Source organism: Vibrio sp. Vb2880, assembly GCF_033337975.1.
Classification (GTDB): domain Bacteria; phylum Pseudomonadota; class Gammaproteobacteria; order Enterobacterales; family Vibrionaceae; genus Vibrio; species Vibrio alginolyticus.
The window spans coordinates 1-17,031 of sequence record NZ_JAWORT010000011.1; the positions used below are offsets into that span (position 1 = coordinate 1).

The window sequence follows — 17,031 nt, forward strand, 5'->3', positions numbered from 1 at the left end:
GAATTGGTAGACGCACCAGATTTAGGTTCTGGCGCCGCAAGGTGTGAGAGTTCAAGTCTCTCCTTCCGCACCATTATCGGAAAACCCAGCATGACTTTGCTGGGTTTTTTCTTTTTTTGGTTCTGGACTCGGGAAATCATTAGATTTGCCGAATTAAAAAAGCGAGCTCATGGCTCGCTTTTTTTCTATCTGTGATTTGAGTAGCTTACTACATACCTAACGCGTATTTCAGTACTTGAGCCTTAATTGGCCCTGAGTTTTCAGCAAGCTTCAATGCAGCATTACGTACGAACTTCAATGGCCCAAGATCGTTGCTAAAACCTTTATAGAAAAAGTCCATGCCCGTCTGCATGAGTAAGTTGTCAGGTTGACGTGCGCGTTCGTATTTCGCGAGTAAGGTATCTTCCAGCTTTTCTTGGTGTTCTGTTACCGAAAGGAGAACGTCTACATCTTTGAAGCCTAAGTTTACCCCTTGCCCTGCAAGCGGGTTGATCGTATGAGCAGAGTCACCCACTAACACGCAATTTTTGCTTGAGTAGCTTTGCGCATGACGACGAGTGAGTGGGAATGAGCCAAACTGTAAAACTTCAATATCGCCTAATTCAGCAGGGAAATGACGTAAGATTTCTTCCCTTAGTTGAGGTTTACCCATCGCACACAGTTGTTTAATACGTATAGGCGAGTCATACCAAACCAAAGAACCTTGGCCTACTACTTGACCATCGTCGTTACTCAAAGAGCACAGAGGTAAAAATGAACGTGGGCCTGAAGGTGTAAATTGTTGCCAAGTAATATCTTGCTGAGGCAATTCTGTTTTCACGTTAATCAACATGCAGTGTTGTCGGTAATCCCACGCAGTTACACCAATTCCAGCCAATTGACGAACTTTAGAGTTTGCACCATCAGCACCAATCACCCAGTTAGCTTCAAACTGCTCCCCACTTTCGAGTGTCACAAGATTTACATCTGCAAACTCAATGGCTTTTAATCGCTCAGGACACATCACGGTTAGATTTTCATACTGAGAGAAGACTTGCCAAAGACCTAATTGGATTAGGCGATTTTCAACGATGTAACCTAGCTGATCCAATGACAATTCATCAGAGTGAAAACGAGTACGGCACTCTGGGTGCTCCCAAGTTTCTAACCGCCGATAAGGACAAACTCGCATGCTCTTGATCTCTGACCATGCTCCGAGTGAATCAAGTAACTCCACCGACTGGTGCGAGATTGCAGATACACGAATATCCATCGCCTGAGCGGCATCAAAAACTTTAGGTTTTGTACCTTCAACCAAGACAACGCTTCTGCCCTGCTTGGCAAATCCAACAGCGACGGCTGCCCCGACCATACCGCCACCGATCACGGCGATGTCATACTTGTTCATTTTTCACTCTTCATCGTGCTGATTAATTGGCGTTTTTTATTGTACTTTCCATGGCTATTTTTACAAAATTGTTTAACAAAAAACCTTGTTCTGCATAGGGCGAAAAACTAGATTTCATCAGGCTTTGCAGAGAATTAGCTAGATCACTAGTCAGGTGCTTTTTAAAGCAGTACAATACGCCGCTTACCGCCGTGATGGCGGCTATAATTTGAGCAATAGCTCTCCGATTTAAGTACAACTGAACGAGCGAAAGTGAGATGAGTAAGAAACTGCTAATTAAAACCTGGGGCTGCCAGATGAACGAATACGATTCATCAAAAATGGCCGACCTGCTTAATGCTGCAAACGGCTACGAGCTGACGGAAGAGCCAGAGGAAGCAGACGTACTTCTACTTAACACCTGTTCGATCCGTGAAAAAGCGCAAGAGAAAGTTTTCCACCAGCTAGGCCGCTGGAAAACACTAAAAGATAAAAAACCTGGCGTAGTTATCGGTGTAGGTGGTTGTGTAGCAACGCAAGAAGGTGACCATATTCGTGAACGTGCACCATACGTTGACGTTATTTTTGGCCCACAAACTTTGCACCGCCTACCTGAGATGATCAAACAATCTCAGTCCGATGATGCACCAGTTATGGACATTTCGTTCCCAGAGATCGAAAAATTCGACCGCCTACCTGAACCTCGCGCTGAAGGTGCGACAGCATTCGTTTCTATTATGGAAGGCTGCTCTAAGTACTGTACTTACTGTGTCGTACCGTACACTCGTGGTGAAGAAGTAAGCCGTCCAATGGATGACGTACTGTTCGAAATCGCCCAACTTGCTGAACAAGGCGTACGTGAAGTAAACCTTCTGGGTCAAAACGTAAACGCGTACCGTGGTCCTATGCACGATGGTGAGATCTGTTCATTTGCAGAACTGCTTCGTTTGGTTGCGTCTATCGATGGTATCGACCGTATTCGTTTCACGACGAGCCACCCGTTAGAATTCACAGACGACATCATCGCAGTATACGAAGATACGCCAGAACTTGTGAGCTTCCTGCACTTACCTGTGCAAAGTGGTAGTGACCGTATCCTAACGATGATGAAACGCCCTCACACCGCTATCGAATACAAATCGATCATCCGTAAACTGCGTAAAGCTCGTCCTGATATCCAAATCAGTTCAGACTTTATTGTTGGTTTCCCTGGTGAGACAGACAAAGACTTCCAAGACACCATGAAGCTAATCAAAGATGTAGACTTTGACATGAGCTTCAGCTTTATTTTCTCTCCACGTCCAGGTACGCCAGCAGCGGATTACCCTTGTGATGTGTCAGAACAAGTGAAGAAAGAGCGCCTTTACGAACTACAGCAAACTATCAATGCTCAAGCGATGCGTTACTCTCGCTTAATGCTTGGCACAGAACAACGTGTTCTAGTTGAAGGTCCTTCGAAGAAAAACCTAATGGAACTACGCGCTCGTACAGAAAACAACCGTGTAGTAAACTTTGAAGGTAGTGCAGACCTAATTGGTCAGTTCGTTGATGTGAAGATCGTAGACGTATTTGCAAACTCACTGCGTGGTGAGCTAGTACGTACTGAAAAAGACATGGATCTTCGTAGTGTGATTTCCCCAACGCAGATGATGGCGAAAACACGTCGCGAAGATGAGCTGGGTGTAGCTACTTTTACGCCGTAAGCTCGTATAAATAGCCATAGAGAGCCTGGTCGTTATCAGGCTCTCACTAAGTGGCAAAAAATGAGAGGCAACATTGAGCAATAAAATCGTAACTCTAGAAATTAACCTAGAACCTTCAGACAACCGCCGACTAGCTAGCCTGTGCGGTCCATTCGATGACAACATCAAGCATTTAGAACGTCGTCTAGGCGTTGAAATTAACCACCGTAGTGACCACTTTACGATTGTCGGTAAACCTCATACCGCATCAGCTGCGCTGGATATCCTGAAAACTCTATATGTTGATACCGCACCTGTACGAGGTGAGATCCCAGATATTGAGCCTGAGCAAATCCATCTAGCGATCAAAGAGTCTGGTGTTCTTGAGCAGAATACTGAGTCTAACATCGAGCATGGTAAAGAAGTCTTCGTCAAAACCAAGAAAGGTGTGATCAAACCACGTACGCCAAACCAAGCGCAGTACTTGGTTAACATGGTCACGCATGATATTTCTTTTGGTATTGGCCCGGCTGGTACAGGTAAAACCTACCTTGCTGTAGCAGCAGCTGTTGACGCACTAGAGCGCCAAGAGATCCGCCGTATTCTACTTACTCGTCCAGCGGTTGAAGCTGGTGAGAAATTGGGCTTCCTGCCTGGTGATTTAAGCCAGAAAGTCGACCCATACCTACGTCCGCTATACGACGCCCTATTTGAAATGCTGGGCTTTGAGCGCGTAGAGAAGCTGATTGAACGTAACGTGATTGAGGTTGCTCCTCTTGCTTACATGCGTGGTCGTACTCTAAACGACGCCTTCATCATTCTTGATGAGAGTCAGAACACCACTGTTGAGCAGATGAAGATGTTCCTAACGCGTATTGGTTTTAACTCTCGCGCGGTTATCACTGGTGATGTCACGCAGATTGACTTACCTCGTGGTGCGAAATCGGGTCTTCGTCATGCTATTGAAGTACTAAGCGAAGTTGACGACATCAGCTTTAACTTCTTCTTAGCCGACGACGTTGTACGTCACCCTGTGGTTGCTCGTATCGTTAACGCGTACGAGAAGTGGGAAGCACAAGACCAGAAAGAGCGTAAAGAGTTCGAGAAACGCCGTCGTGAAGAACGCGATGCGAAGTTACTAGAAGCAGCAAAAGCCGAACTGAATGCACAAGTTGCTTCAACTAAGGAATAATCATGGCGATTGAACTTGATCTGCAACTGGCAGTCGAAAATGAAGAAGGTCTGCCTTCGCAGCAAGATTTCCAATTGTGGCTAGATAAGACAATTCCTCTCTTCCAGCCACAAGCCGAAGTCACCATTCGTATTGTTGATGAACAAGAAAGTCATACGCTCAACCATGAGTATCGCGGCAAAGATAAACCAACTAATGTGTTGTCGTTTCCATTTGAAGCACCTCCTGGTATGGAAATAGATTTACTTGGTGATTTGATTATTTGCCGCCAAGTTGTTGAAAAAGAGGCGGTTGAACAGAGCAAGCCTCTGCTAGCACATTGGGCGCATATGGTTGTACATGGCAGCTTGCATCTGCTAGGTTATGATCATATAGAGGATGACGAAGCCGAAGAGATGGAGTCCCTCGAAACCGAAATCATGCAAGGTATGGGTTATGAAGATCCTTACATTGCTGAAAAAGAGTAGCTATTGGCCACTCGACAGGGAAAGGCGAACCACCTAAATGACTCTCGTGTTCGCCTCTCTATGTGTGCTATCACACTTCTGATAGCGTTACTTAATTGAGAAACAATGAACGAAGATAATTCTCCCTCTTCTAACGAAGATAAGAAAGAAAAGGCAGAAGGTCCGAGTAGAAAGTCCTTCTTTGAACGTCTAGGTCAACTATTTCAGGGCGAACCAAAAGATCGCCAAGAGCTTGTGGATGTTATCCGCGACTCTGAAGTTAACGACCTGATTGACCATGACACTCGCGATATGCTTGAAGGTGTTATGGAAATCTCCGAAATGCGTGTGCGTGACATTATGATCCCGCGTTCGCAAATGGTTACCGTTGAGCGTACTCACGACCTTGATACCTTGGTTGCTTTGATTACCGATGCTCAACACTCTCGCTACCCTGTGATCAGCGAAGATAAAGACCATGTGGAAGGCATACTTCTAGCGAAGGACTTACTTAAATACTTAGGCTCAGGCAGTAATCCATTTGATATCGAAGAAGTCATTCGACCAGCGGTTGTGGTACCGGAAAGTAAACGCGTTGATCGACTGCTGAAAGAATTCCGTGAAGAACGTTATCATATGGCCATTGTTGTCGATGAATTCGGTGGTGTTTCTGGTCTTGTGACCATTGAAGATATCCTTGAGGAAATCGTCGGGGATATTGAAGATGAATTCGATGAAAGTGAAGAGACGGACATTCGTAAGCTGAGCAAGCATACGTTTGCTGTCAGAGCGCTGACAACCATCGAAGAGTTTAATGAGACATTCGGAACCAACTTCAGCGATGAGGAAGTTGATACCGTTGGTGGTATGGTCATGACTGCCTTTGGTCACTTACCTTCTCGTGGTGAACTGGTTGAAATTGAAGGCTACAACTTCAAAGTCACCGCTGCCGATAACCGTCGTGTCATTCAACTCCAAGTGACGATCCCAGACGAAGAAACCCTGGTTGAAGCCACTCAAGAGTAACGCGATACCCATTGGGAATCTCAGAAATTACAATGATGAATGAACTCTTTCATCGCCTTAAGCGGCCCTTAGTGGCCGCTTTTGTTGGCGCCTCTACTACACTCGCTTTCGCTCCTTACAAGCTGTGGCCTATTGCCATTCTTAGCCCAGCAATTCTACTGATTCTTCTTGCTAACCAAACTCCGAAACGCGCACTATGGATTGGTTATGCTTGGGGGTTAGGTCAATTTGCAACTGGCGTTAGCTGGGTTTACGTCAGTATCTCCGGTTTTGGCGGTATGCCGCTCATTGCCAATTTATTTTTAATGGGCTTGCTTGTTGCCTACTTGGCTGTTTATTCAGGCTTATTTGCTTGGCTCAACAACAAGCTGTTTCCTCAATTTACGCTCACAAAAGCACTTCTCGCTGCACCTGCTTTATGGCTGATCAGTGATTGGTTACGTGGTTGGGTGATGACTGGCTTCCCTTGGTTATGGCTAGGCTATAGCCAGATAGATGCTCCACTCGCAAGCTTTGCACCAGTTGGCGGCGTAGAACTGCTTACTCTATTTATCCTTATCAGCGCAGGGGCGTTAGCCTATGCATGGATTCATAAGCAGTGGCTGATGGTGATTATCCCTGCGGTGCTACTCAGTACTGGCTTTGGGATTCGCAACTACGATTGGGTAACACCCCGACCAGAAGACACGACTAAGCTCGCGCTGATTCAAGGTAACGTAGACCAAAACCTAAAGTGGCTACCAAGTCAACGCTGGCCAACCATCATGAAGTACGCTGACTTAACTCGTGAAAACTGGGACGCTGACATTATCGTTTGGCCAGAAGCAGCAATTCCCGCTTTTGAAATTGAAGTGCCTTCATTTTTGAGCAATATCGACAGCGCTGCAAAAATGAATAACAGCGCAATCATCACCGGTGTCGTCAACCAAGCTGAAGATCGACAGTTCTACAACAGTATTCTGTCCCTCGGCATCACACCATACGGTGACTACAGCTTCGATTTAAGCGAACGTTACCATAAGCATCACCTACTACCGTTTGGTGAGTTTGTACCATTTGAAGATATTTTGCGCCCATTAGCGCCATTCTTTAACCTACCGATGTCGTCGTTTAGCCGTGGGGCTTTTGTGCAGCCAAACATCGTTGCGAATGGCATGCACATGGCACCAGCGCTTTGCTATGAGATCATCTTTAATGAGCAAGTGCGTCAAAATGTGACTGACGAAACAGACTTCATTCTAACGCTTTCAAATGATGCATGGTTTGGTCACTCTATCGGTCCTCTTCAGCATATGGAGATCGCCCGTATGCGTGCCTTAGAGTTAGGTAAACCGCTCATCCGCTCGACTAACAACGGATTAACAGCGGTAACCGATCACAAAGGTAAAATCGTTGAGCAAGTACCGCAGTTTGAAACTGCAGTACTGCGCGCAGAGCTCACCCCAACCAATGGACAAACGCCATATCGAATCGTTGGTACTTGGCCATTGTATATTTGGGTTGGGTTAAGTTTAGCGCTGGCGCTCGGCTTAAGAAGAAAACAGAGCTGATAACAGCTTGAAAGTAGAAAAGACAAAAAAGAGGCGACTAAGCCTCTTTTTTATTCATAGCATTATACTGTCGTTACGCGCCATTTATGGCTTTAATGACTGACGAGTAAAGCCTTTGTGACCACATTTAATACACGGAATGATTACAGTTGGGTGGTTATACGTTGTCTTGTGACCACATTCATCACAGACTAAAGTGCCTAAGCCTATCACCTCTCCTGCTTCATATAGCCCTTGATGCTCTAAGTCATCGAACAACTCAACCCACTCAACTTTAGTTCGGTCAGTAATCTCTAACAGCCCTTGCCATATCGAGTCCGCAATCGTTAAGTAAAACGGGCCGCTTTTGCTATCCTCGTAACTCTCTGAAAACTCTTTTAAGTCTGCTTTAAGGTACGCTTTGATTAAAGCCAATTCATCTTTGGTCAAGTCATTAGCAGCATCCACCACTTTGCCCGACGTCTCAATCGCTTTGTTAACTTCTTCCGGACTGTGCTTCAAGGTTTCAATCACATCCTCGAGCATTTCCTCATAACCTGTTTTACGTTTAGGCATAACTGACCTCCATCTTTCTCCTACCTGCGTCACTTAAGGGCGCATGGGTACAGATTGGCTATTGTTGTGATCCCTAGCTTTAGGTATTCTATGACGATCTATTTAAGTCTGTTCTAACCGAACTCACAAATTCCAAGATAACGGATACCATCGATGCAAGAACAATACAACCCACAAGATATTGAACAAAAAGTTCAAAAGCACTGGGATGACAACAAAACCTTTGTTGTAAGTGAAGACCCAAATAAAGAAAAATTCTACTGTCTGTCCATGTTCCCATACCCAAGTGGTCGACTGCACATGGGTCACGTGCGCAACTACACTATCGGTGATGTAGTATCTCGTTTCCAACGCCTACAAGGCAAAAACGTGATGCAACCAATCGGTTGGGACGCATTCGGTCTACCTGCAGAAAACGCAGCAGTAAAAAACAAAACTGCGCCAGCACCTTGGACTTACGAAAACATCGAATACATGAAGAACCAACTTAAGCTTCTAGGCTTTGGTTACGATTGGAACCGTGAATTCGCAACATGTACACCGGAGTACTACCGCTGGGAACAAGAGTTCTTCACTAAACTTTACGAGAAAGGTTTAGTTTACAAAAAGACTTCTTCTGTTAACTGGTGTCCTAACGACCAAACTGTTCTTGCAAACGAGCAGGTTGAAGACGGTTGTTGCTGGCGTTGTGATACGCCTGTAGAGCAAAAAGAAATCCCTCAATGGTTCATCAAAATCACTGAATACGCTCAAGAGCTACTAGACGACCTAGATAAGCTTGAAGGTTGGCCTGAAATGGTAAAAACCATGCAGCGCAACTGGATTGGTCGTTCTGAAGGTGTTGAACTGAAGTTTGAAGTTAAGGGGCAACAAGACCTAGAAGTTTACACAACACGTCCAGATACGCTAATGGGTGTGACTTACGTGGGTATCGCAGCTGGTCACCCTCTTGCAGCTCTTGCAGCAGAGAACAATCCAGAGCTTGCAGCGTTTATCGACGAATGTAAGAACAACAAGGTTGCAGAAGCTGAGCTAGCGACAATGGAGAAGAAAGGTATGGCAACTGGCCTTACTGCTATTCATCCATTGAACGGCCGCGAAGTACCAGTATACGTAGCAAACTTCGTACTGATGGACTACGGTACAGGCGCGGTAATGGCTGTACCTGCGCACGACCAACGTGACTACGAGTTCGCAACGAAGTACGGTCTAGACATCGTGCCAGTTATCAAGCCTGCTGATGGCAGCGAGCTAGACATCTCTGAAGCAGCATACACTGAGAAAGGTGTACTGTTCGATTCAGGTGAATTCGACGGCCTAGAATTCCAAGCGGCGTTCGATGCAATTGCAGCGAAGCTAGAAGCAGAGGGCAAAGGCACTAAGACTGTAAACTTCCGTCTACGCGACTGGGGTGTATCTCGTCAACGTTACTGGGGCGCACCAATCCCAATGGTAACGACTGAAGACGGTGAAGTTCACCCAGTACCTGCTGACCAACTACCAGTGATTCTTCCAGAAGACGTGGTAATGGACGGCGTAACTAGCCCAATCAAAGCAGACAAAGAGTGGGCGAAGACAACCTTTAACGGCGAACCTGCTCTACGTGAGACAGATACGTTCGATACGTTCATGGAATCTTCTTGGTACTACGCGCGTTACTGTTCACCGCAAGCAGACGACATCCTAGACCCAGAAAAAGCAAACTATTGGCTACCAGTAGACCAGTACATCGGTGGTATCGAGCATGCTTGTATGCACCTACTGTACTCACGCTTCTTCCACAAACTACTGCGCGATGCGGGTTACGTAACTTCTGACGAACCGTTCAAGCAACTACTGTGTCAAGGCATGGTACTGGCTGATGCGTTCTACTTCGAGAACGAGAAAGGCGGCAAAGAGTGGGTAGCTCCAACAGACGTAGCCGTTGAACGTGATGGTAAAGGCCGCATTACTTCTGCTAAAGACACTGAAGGTCGCGATGTAACGCACTCAGGCATGATCAAGATGTCTAAGTCTAAGAACAACGGTATCGACCCTCAAGAAATGGTAGATAAGTACGGCGCTGACACAGTACGTCTATTCATGATGTTCGCGTCTCCAGCGGACATGACACTTGAATGGCAAGAGTCTGGCGTAGAAGGTGCGAACCGCTTCCTAAAACGTGTTTGGAAACTAGTGAAAGAGCACACAGCGAAAGGCGCAGCAGAAGCAGTAGATACCTCAGCGCTTTCTGGTGATCAAAAAGCACTTCGCCGCGACGTTCACAAAACTATCGCGAAAGTGACGGACGATATCGCTCGTCGTCAAACATTCAACACCGCGATCGCAGCGATCATGGAGCTGATGAACAAACTAGCGAAAGCGCCTCAAGAATCTGCGCAAGATCGTGCAATCCTTGACGAAGCACTGAAAGCTATTGTTGTCATGCTTTACCCTATCACTCCGCATATCTCATACGAGCTATGGGCAGCACTAGGTGAAACAGACATTGATAACGCGGCATGGCCGACGTTTGACGAAAAAGCGCTAGTTGAAGACGAAAAAACTATCGTTGTTCAAGTTAACGGTAAGCTACGTGCGAAGCTAACAGTCCCAGCTGATATCTCTAAAGACGATATCGAACAGCTTGGTCTAAACGACGAAAACGTGGTTAAGTTCACTGATGGCCTGACTATTCGTAAAGTTATTTACGTTCCAGGTAAACTGCTGAACATCGTTGCAAACTAATCGCAGCTGTCAATTTGTCTCTGTTTAGCGAACTTATTTGTTAACCAAGAGTCATTAAACAGGGTAGTTTTCTACCCTGTTTATTTACCTCAAACCATTCACATGAGTGGTTTAAGGTAAATAACCCCTTCAATTTAGGATGAATACAATCAATGCGCTTTTTCTCTTTGATTAAACTACCAGTGGTATTGGTATTAGCGGGGCTTCTTTCTGCCTGTGGTTTTCACCTTCGCGGCGAGTATTCCGTACCGGAAGAGCTGCACACTATGTCTTTCTCCAGCTACGATGAATACAGTGAATTAACTCGCTATGTTCGCTCTCAACTCGAACTGAACAAAGTTGAACTTGTTCAACCATCATCGACGGTACCCAACCTTCATTTGACGGAAGCGACAATCGATGAGCGTACACTATCGCTTTATCAAAATAGCCGTGCAGCAGAAAAAGAGCTGACATACGTAGTAAAATACCGTGTGACAATTCCTGGCTATGGTTCTAAAAACTTTACGACAACAGTAAACCGCAACTACCTAGACAACCCGTTGACCGCACTTGCAAAATCTGTTGAGCGTGACGTAATTGAAGACGAGATGCGCTTGCAAGCTGCAAAACAGATGATGCGCCAGTTGGGCCGTATTCGTGCCGAATATGAAGCAGGACAAATCTCTGAGCCAGCGAACAAAAACTCTTAGTCACTATGCGAATTTATGCCGATAAGCTAACGGATCATTTAACTAAACAAATTAAACAGGTTTACTTAATCTTTGGTAATGAGCCGTTACTGATTCAAGAAAGCCGCCAAGCAATCCAAAAGGCAGCGTTTCAGCAAGGTTTTGAGGAAAAACACCGTTTTTCGGTGGATGCTAGCATCGACTGGAACCAAGTTTACGACTGTTTCCAAGCGATGAGCCTGTTTTCAAACCGTCAATTGATTGAGCTTGAAATTCCTGAAAGTGGCGTAACAACCGCCGTCAGCAAAGAGCTGCAAACACTGTGTGATATGCTTCATGATGACATCATGCTCGTCATTGTTGGTAGCAAACTGACCAAAGCCCAAGAAAATGCGAAATGGTTCAAAGCATTAAGCTCAAAAGGCGATTGGGTAAGCTGCTTGTCGCCAGACCTTCAACGCCTACCTATGTTCATTCAGACACGTTGCCGCACGTTGGGACTAAAACCCGATCAGCAATCACTGCAAATGTTGGCTCAATGGCATGAAGGTAACCTATTTGCATTGACACAAAGCTTAGAGAAATTGGCCCTACTCTATCCGGATGGTGAGCTGACCATCATACGTTTAGAGGAAGCCCTAAGTCGCCATAATCACTTCACTACCTTTAACTGGATCGACGCCTTACTGGCAGGTAAAGCAAACCGTGCACAACGCATTCTTCGCCAACTTGAGGCGGAAGGGGTTGAGACCGTGATCTTGATTCGAAGTGTACAAAAAGAGTTGAGCCAACTTTTAAATATGCATCAAGACTTAACTCAAATGGGAATGAACCAGGTATTTGAGAAATATCGAGTTTGGCAAAACAAGCGTCCACTCTATAACGCAGCACTGACCCGCTTATCGGCGAGTCGTATTTGTGCATTGCTCTCCTTGTTGGCTCAAGCAGAGATAAAAGCCAAAACTCAATATGACGAGTCTGTATGGCCAACTATTCATCAGTTGAGCTTAGAAACCTGCTCTCCTGATATTAAGCTGGCAATTTAAAAATCAAAGCGTGATATAGTGCGCGACCTGTTTTGCAAGCAAGAATGTAAAACACTGTAGAGATAAGAGACAAACCGAGGAAAACCGAGTGCTTCGCGAAGAACTGAAAGACTTTTTAGCTGATAAAGCCGACGACATGAAAGCGGAAGACATTATCGTCCTAAATGTGGAAGATAAATCAAGCGTGACAGATTACATGATCATCTGTACTGGTACATCCAAACGCCACGTTTCATCCATCGCTGACCATGTTGCAACAGAAGTGAAAAAAGCCGGTCTTGAGCCACTAGGAATGGAAGGTGAAAACGAAGGTGAATGGGTAGTCCTAGATATGGGCGACGCCATGCTTCACGTGATGCAAGAAGAGCACCGCGAACTCTACCAGCTAGAAAAACTCTGGGGTTAATCTTTTGAAAATTCAACTAATTGCTGTTGGCACAAAAATGCCAAAATGGGTTGAGGAAGGCTTTCAAGAATATCGTCGCCGTTTCCCGCATGATATGCCGTTGGAGTTGATTGAAATCTCTGCTGGCAAGCGTGGTAAGAATGCCGATATCGCTCGCATCCTGCAAAAAGAAGGAGAAGCGATGCTCGCGGCGGTACCAAAAGGCAACCGTATCGTCACGTTAGATATCCCAGGTAAAAAATGGGACACTCCTCAACTCGCTGAGCAGTTAGAAGCTTGGAAATTAGATGGCCGTGATGTATCAATATTAATCGGCGGTCCCGAAGGACTCGCTCCTGCATGCAAAGCTGCAGCAGACCAAAGCTGGTCATTATCTGCCTTAACGCTACCCCACCCTCTAGTGCGTATCGTAATGGCAGAAAGCTTATACCGAGCGTGGAGCATCACCGCTAACCACCCTTATCATCGCGAATAATCGTTGTTTAACTTTAGAGCCAAGCGTTAATGATTCGTAAACGCCGCAGTCAAATCCGAGATTATCAAGCCGAAGCGCGTCTGTTTGCCAGCCGCGCTATTGTTGCTTTTATCGGCATTGTTGTCTTGATGGGAGCTCTGGTTGCCAACATGTACAACATTCAGGTGAACCAGTTTCAAGACTATCAAACCCGCTCGAACGATAACCGCATCAAAGTAGTGCCTATCGCGCCTAACCGAGGTCTAATTTATGACCGAAATGGCGTTTTACTGGCAGAGAACCGTCCCGTCTTTAACTTAGAACTAACCCCAGAAAAAATTAAAGACATTGATGCAACCATCCAAGAATTACAAACTATTCTGGAAATTACACCAGACCAGATTGAACGTTTCCACCACGAGCGTAAACGGACTCGTCGATTTAAATCGGTCCCACTGCTTACCCAACTGAACGAAAAACAAGTAGCGGTATTCTCCGTCAATCAATACCGCTTTCCGGGTGTGGAAATAAGTGCGACCTTAAAGCGCTACTACCCTTTCAGCGAAGTCTTAACCCACGTGATTGGGTATGTTTCTCGAATCAATGATCGCGACATGCAGCGCCTGATCCGAGAAGAAAAAGACGCAAACTATCAAGCCACTCGCGACATTGGTAAGCTGGGTATTGAAAAATACTACGAAGACCTCTTACACGGTACGGCCGGATATCAAGAAGTCGAGGTAAACAGCCGCGGCCGAGTAATTCGTACGTTAAAGTACGTTCCACCTGTACCCGGAAAAGACATCGTTTTAAACCTTGATATCAACTTGCAGTTGTACGTACACCAATTGTTGGACGGCCGCCGAGGCAGTGCTGTAGTAATCGATCCTAGAGACAACGGCGTACTGGCTATGGTTTCGAGCCCTAGCTACGATCCTAACTCGTTCGTGCACGGAATCTCAGGTAAAGACTATCGCGCCCTTTTGAACGATAAAAACCGTCCTTTGGTCAACCGCACTACACTTGGCATTTACCCTCCTGCCTCTACCATCAAACCATTTATGGCGGTAGCCGCGTTGCAAGAAGGTGTCGTCACACCTAACACTACACGAAATGATCCTGGTTATTGGCGCATACCAAACTCTAACACACGTCCGTTCCGGGACTGGTTGCGTTGGGGACACGGACGCGTCGATATCATTAAGTCGATCGAAGAGTCTGTTGATACCTTCTACTATCAAATCGCTTATGACATGGGTATTGACCGTATTTCGAATTGGATGATGATGTTCGGTTTTGGTGATTACACTGGCATTGATATCTACGAAGAAAGTAAGGCGAATATGCCGACTCGTGACTGGAAAATGTCTCGCCATAAAACCCCATGGTATAAAGGTGATACGATCCCTGTGGGTATCGGCCAAGGATATTGGACAGCAACACCAATGCAAATCGCCAAAGCAACCTCCGTATTAGTAAACGAGGGAGAAGTGATCGCACCTCACTTGCTCAAAGCGACGATAGAAAATGGTAACGACTTCGAAGAGCAAAAAACGACAGAATACGTGACTTACCCACCAATCAAGAATGTGCCTAAAAAGTACTGGGATATGGCGAAAGAAGGCATGCGTCGGGTAAACCATGGCACGCGCGGAACAGCTCGCCGCTCATTCTACAAAATGAATTATGAAACAGCGGGTAAATCAGGTACTGCACAGGTCTTCGGTCTGGGTGAAAACGAAGAGTACAACGCCGATGAGATCGCCGAGCACTTACGTGACCATGCGTTATTTACTGGCTTTGCACCATTTGATGATCCTAAAGTGGTCGTCACTGTAGTACTAGAAAATGCCGGTGGTGGTTCTAGTAACGGTGCCCCAGTAGTAAGGAAAATTTTTGACCGAGTCGTTCTTGGTCCAGAAGAAATTGAGCCTGAAAACAATGCGAAGAAAGAGGTAAAACAGTAATGAAGATGGATCCCTCTACAGGTAAAAATCGCGCCCTGTTTGAACGCTTCCATATCGACTTACCACTCCTACTTGGCATACTGGCCCTGATGGGGTTTGGCCTGGTGATCATGTACAGCGCCAGTGGCCAAAGTTTACTGATGATGGATCGCCAAGCCATGCGAATGGTGCTTTCACTCGTTGTGATGCTCGTCCTTGCACAGCTTTCTCCACGAACTTACGAAAGCTTGGCACCTTTGATGTTCGTTGGTGGCGTTATACTGCTTTTCGGCGTGCTGTTTTTCGGTGAAGCATCGAAAGGCGCGCAGCGTTGGCTTAACCTCGGTTTTGTGCGCTTTCAACCGTCAGAGCTATTAAAGCTCGCGGTGCCATTAATGGTGGCTCGCTATGTCGGTAGACAGCCCCTTCCACCAACGCTAAAAACACTCATTGTTGCACTGATTATGGTCTGCTTACCAACCATTCTCATTGCAAAGCAGCCTGACTTAGGTACCTCGATCCTGATCGCCGCTTCCGGTATTTTTGTTATCTTCCTCGCCGGCATTAGCTGGAAAATCATCGCTGGTGCTGCGATTGCATTAGGTGGTTTCATTCCAATTCTGTGGTTTTTCTTGATGCGAGAGTATCAAAAAGTGCGAGTTCGTACTCTATTTAACCCGGAATCTGATCCGCTAGGAGCGGGCTACCACATTATTCAGAGTAAAATTGCGATTGGCTCCGGTGGTATTTCCGGCAAAGGTTGGTTGCAAGGTACGCAGTCACAACTAGAATTTCTTCCAGAACGACACACTGACTTTATCTTTGCAGTAATTGCTGAAGAATGGGGTATGATTGGCTTCCTTTGCCTTTTAGCCATCTATCTATTTATTATTGGACGAGGTTTATATCTCGCCAGCCAAGCGCAAACCGCATTTGGACGAATGATGGCAGGCAGTATTGTACTCAGCTTCTTCGTGTATATTTTTGTAAATATTGGCATGGTAAGTGGCATCCTACCTGTAGTAGGTGTACCGTTGCCACTCATCAGTTATGGCGGCACATCAATGGTAACCTTGATGGCTGGTTTTGGTATTCTGATGTCGATTCATACGCACCGAAAAGCATTCTCTAAGGCGACCTAGACATGCAAAAACGCGCTTTATATTCCTTGGTTTTCTCTGCTCTTATTTTGGCAGGCTGTTCATCAACTAGCCAAAAAGAACAAGAAGGCCGTTACGAACTCGAATCCGATGTTGCACCGGATACACCGCTTTCAGTCGAACACATCGAGGATGCGCATCCTAAATATGAACCGTACAGCCTAGGTGGGAACAAAGATTACCACTTGCGTGGCAAAGACTACAAAATAGTTCGCAATGCGAAAGGCTTTAAAGAAAAAGGCCGCGCATCTTGGTATGGGAAAAAATTCCAAGGTCATTTGACTTCTAATGGCGAAATCTATGACATGTACTCAATGACGGCAGCGCATAAAACGCTACCGTTACCAAGTTACGTAAAAGTTACCAATACTGACAACGGCAAAACCACCATAGTACGAGTTAATGACCGAGGTCCTTTTCACGATGGCCGTATCATTGATTTAAGCTATGCCGCCGCGCACAAGTTAGATGTCATAAAAACAGGCACCGCGAACGTGGAAATTGAAGTGATCAGTATCAATCAGCCCACGGACAAAAAATCATTAGAAGCGCACCCTAGGTACGTTATTCAAGTGGCATCATCAAAAAATGAAGAACGCGCACGAACTTTAGGTACCGAGCTTGGTCAAAAATTGGATACAGAAACTTTCCTAGAGAGTGCGAAAGAGTCTTATCGCTTGTTGTTAGGGCCATTTACTGACTATTCCCTGACGCAAGCCACATTAGATAAAGTAAAGTTGCTCGGCTATTCGTCTGCATTTATTAAAAAACACAACACTGCCAAATGACCTCGTGTCATGAATT

The 17,031-nt window shown here is 45.8% G+C and carries 16 protein-coding genes; 14 read left to right on the forward strand and 2 right to left on the reverse strand.

The window, feature by feature from the left end; translation table 11 throughout:
* Positions 1 to 195, forward strand: a 195-nt coding sequence (locus tag R7M92_RS13335) for a hypothetical protein (RefSeq protein ID WP_206949545.1), incomplete at its 5' end; no start/stop codon positions are given.
* Between the two features lie 13 nt (positions 196 to 208).
* On the opposite strand, the gene R7M92_RS13340 is transcribed toward R7M92_RS13335, so the two are convergent.
* Positions 209 to 1,387: a 2-octaprenyl-3-methyl-6-methoxy-1,4-benzoquinol hydroxylase gene (locus tag R7M92_RS13340; RefSeq protein WP_318133621.1), complete on the reverse strand. Its 1,179-nt coding sequence runs from the start codon at positions 1,385 to 1,387 to the stop codon at positions 209 to 211.
* A 257-nt stretch (positions 1,388 to 1,644) separates the two neighbouring features.
* On the opposite strand from R7M92_RS13340, the gene miaB reads away from it, so the two are divergent.
* From miaB to lnt, 5 genes are all read left to right on the forward strand, one after another.
* A complete protein-coding gene (miaB, locus tag R7M92_RS13345; RefSeq protein ID WP_005373038.1) occupies positions 1,645 to 3,069 on the forward strand; it encodes a tRNA (N6-isopentenyl adenosine(37)-C2)-methylthiotransferase MiaB in 1,425 nt (474 codons plus the stop codon).
* 73 nt (positions 3,070 to 3,142) lie between these two features.
* Positions 3,143 to 4,240 (forward strand): PhoH family protein, encoded by a 1,098-nt coding sequence (locus R7M92_RS13350; RefSeq protein ID WP_005373033.1) that lies wholly within the window; start codon positions 3,143 to 3,145, stop codon positions 4,238 to 4,240.
* A 2-nt stretch (positions 4,241 to 4,242) separates the two neighbouring features.
* Positions 4,243 to 4,707 (forward strand): rRNA maturation RNase YbeY, encoded by a 465-nt coding sequence (gene ybeY / locus R7M92_RS13355; protein ID WP_005373030.1) that lies wholly within the window; start codon positions 4,243 to 4,245, stop codon positions 4,705 to 4,707.
* Between the two features lie 105 nt (positions 4,708 to 4,812).
* Entirely contained in the window at positions 4,813 to 5,712 is a 900-nt protein-coding gene (gene corC / locus R7M92_RS13360; RefSeq protein ID WP_005384118.1) for a CNNM family magnesium/cobalt transport protein CorC, read from the forward strand.
* A 32-nt stretch (positions 5,713 to 5,744) separates the two neighbouring features.
* Positions 5,745 to 7,262 (forward strand): apolipoprotein N-acyltransferase, encoded by a 1,518-nt coding sequence (gene lnt, locus R7M92_RS13365; protein WP_042521236.1) that lies wholly within the window; start codon positions 5,745 to 5,747, stop codon positions 7,260 to 7,262.
* 84 nt (positions 7,263 to 7,346) lie between these two features.
* Here lnt and R7M92_RS13370 read toward each other — a convergent pair whose 3' ends face one another.
* The gene (locus R7M92_RS13370) at positions 7,347 to 7,817 is read right to left on the reverse strand and encodes a zinc ribbon-containing protein (protein WP_005373024.1); all 471 of its coding nucleotides are present in this window, start codon (positions 7,815 to 7,817) and stop codon (positions 7,347 to 7,349) included.
* 153 nt (positions 7,818 to 7,970) lie between these two features.
* Between R7M92_RS13370 and leuS the strand changes: the two genes are divergently transcribed.
* From leuS to R7M92_RS13410, 8 genes are all read left to right on the forward strand, one after another.
* Complete coding sequence (gene leuS / locus R7M92_RS13375) at positions 7,971 to 10,544, forward strand: leucine--tRNA ligase (RefSeq protein ID WP_005384121.1); 2,574 nt, start codon at positions 7,971 to 7,973, stop codon at positions 10,542 to 10,544.
* A gap of 152 nt (positions 10,545 to 10,696) precedes the next feature.
* Complete coding sequence (gene lptE, locus R7M92_RS13380) at positions 10,697 to 11,236, forward strand: LPS assembly lipoprotein LptE (protein WP_005384122.1); 540 nt, start codon at positions 10,697 to 10,699, stop codon at positions 11,234 to 11,236.
* A gap of 5 nt (positions 11,237 to 11,241) precedes the next feature.
* Positions 11,242 to 12,261: a DNA polymerase III subunit delta gene (gene holA, locus R7M92_RS13385; protein WP_238843501.1), complete on the forward strand. Its 1,020-nt coding sequence runs from the start codon at positions 11,242 to 11,244 to the stop codon at positions 12,259 to 12,261.
* Between the two features lie 88 nt (positions 12,262 to 12,349).
* Positions 12,350 to 12,667 carry a ribosome silencing factor gene (gene rsfS / locus R7M92_RS13390; protein ID WP_005373015.1) on the forward strand — a complete coding sequence of 106 codons (318 nt, stop codon included), beginning with the start codon at positions 12,350 to 12,352 and terminating at the stop codon, positions 12,665 to 12,667.
* A gap of 4 nt (positions 12,668 to 12,671) precedes the next feature.
* Complete coding sequence (gene rlmH, locus R7M92_RS13395; RefSeq protein WP_017821762.1) at positions 12,672 to 13,142, forward strand: 23S rRNA (pseudouridine(1915)-N(3))-methyltransferase RlmH; 471 nt, start codon at positions 12,672 to 12,674, stop codon at positions 13,140 to 13,142.
* Positions 13,143 to 13,171: 29 nt separating this feature from the next.
* A complete protein-coding gene (gene mrdA / locus R7M92_RS13400) occupies positions 13,172 to 15,088 on the forward strand; it encodes a penicillin-binding protein 2 (RefSeq protein ID WP_042521231.1) in 1,917 nt (638 codons plus the stop codon).
* Positions 15,088 to 16,209: a rod shape-determining protein RodA gene (rodA, locus tag R7M92_RS13405; protein ID WP_005373004.1), complete on the forward strand. Its 1,122-nt coding sequence runs from the start codon at positions 15,088 to 15,090 to the stop codon at positions 16,207 to 16,209. Before mrdA ends, rodA begins: the two co-directional genes overlap by 1 nt.
* Positions 16,210 to 16,211: 2 nt before the next feature.
* Positions 16,212 to 17,015, forward strand: coding sequence for a septal ring lytic transglycosylase RlpA family protein (locus R7M92_RS13410; RefSeq protein ID WP_017635670.1), 804 nt, complete (start codon positions 16,212 to 16,214; stop codon positions 17,013 to 17,015).
* Positions 17,016 to 17,031 lie beyond the last annotated feature (16 nt).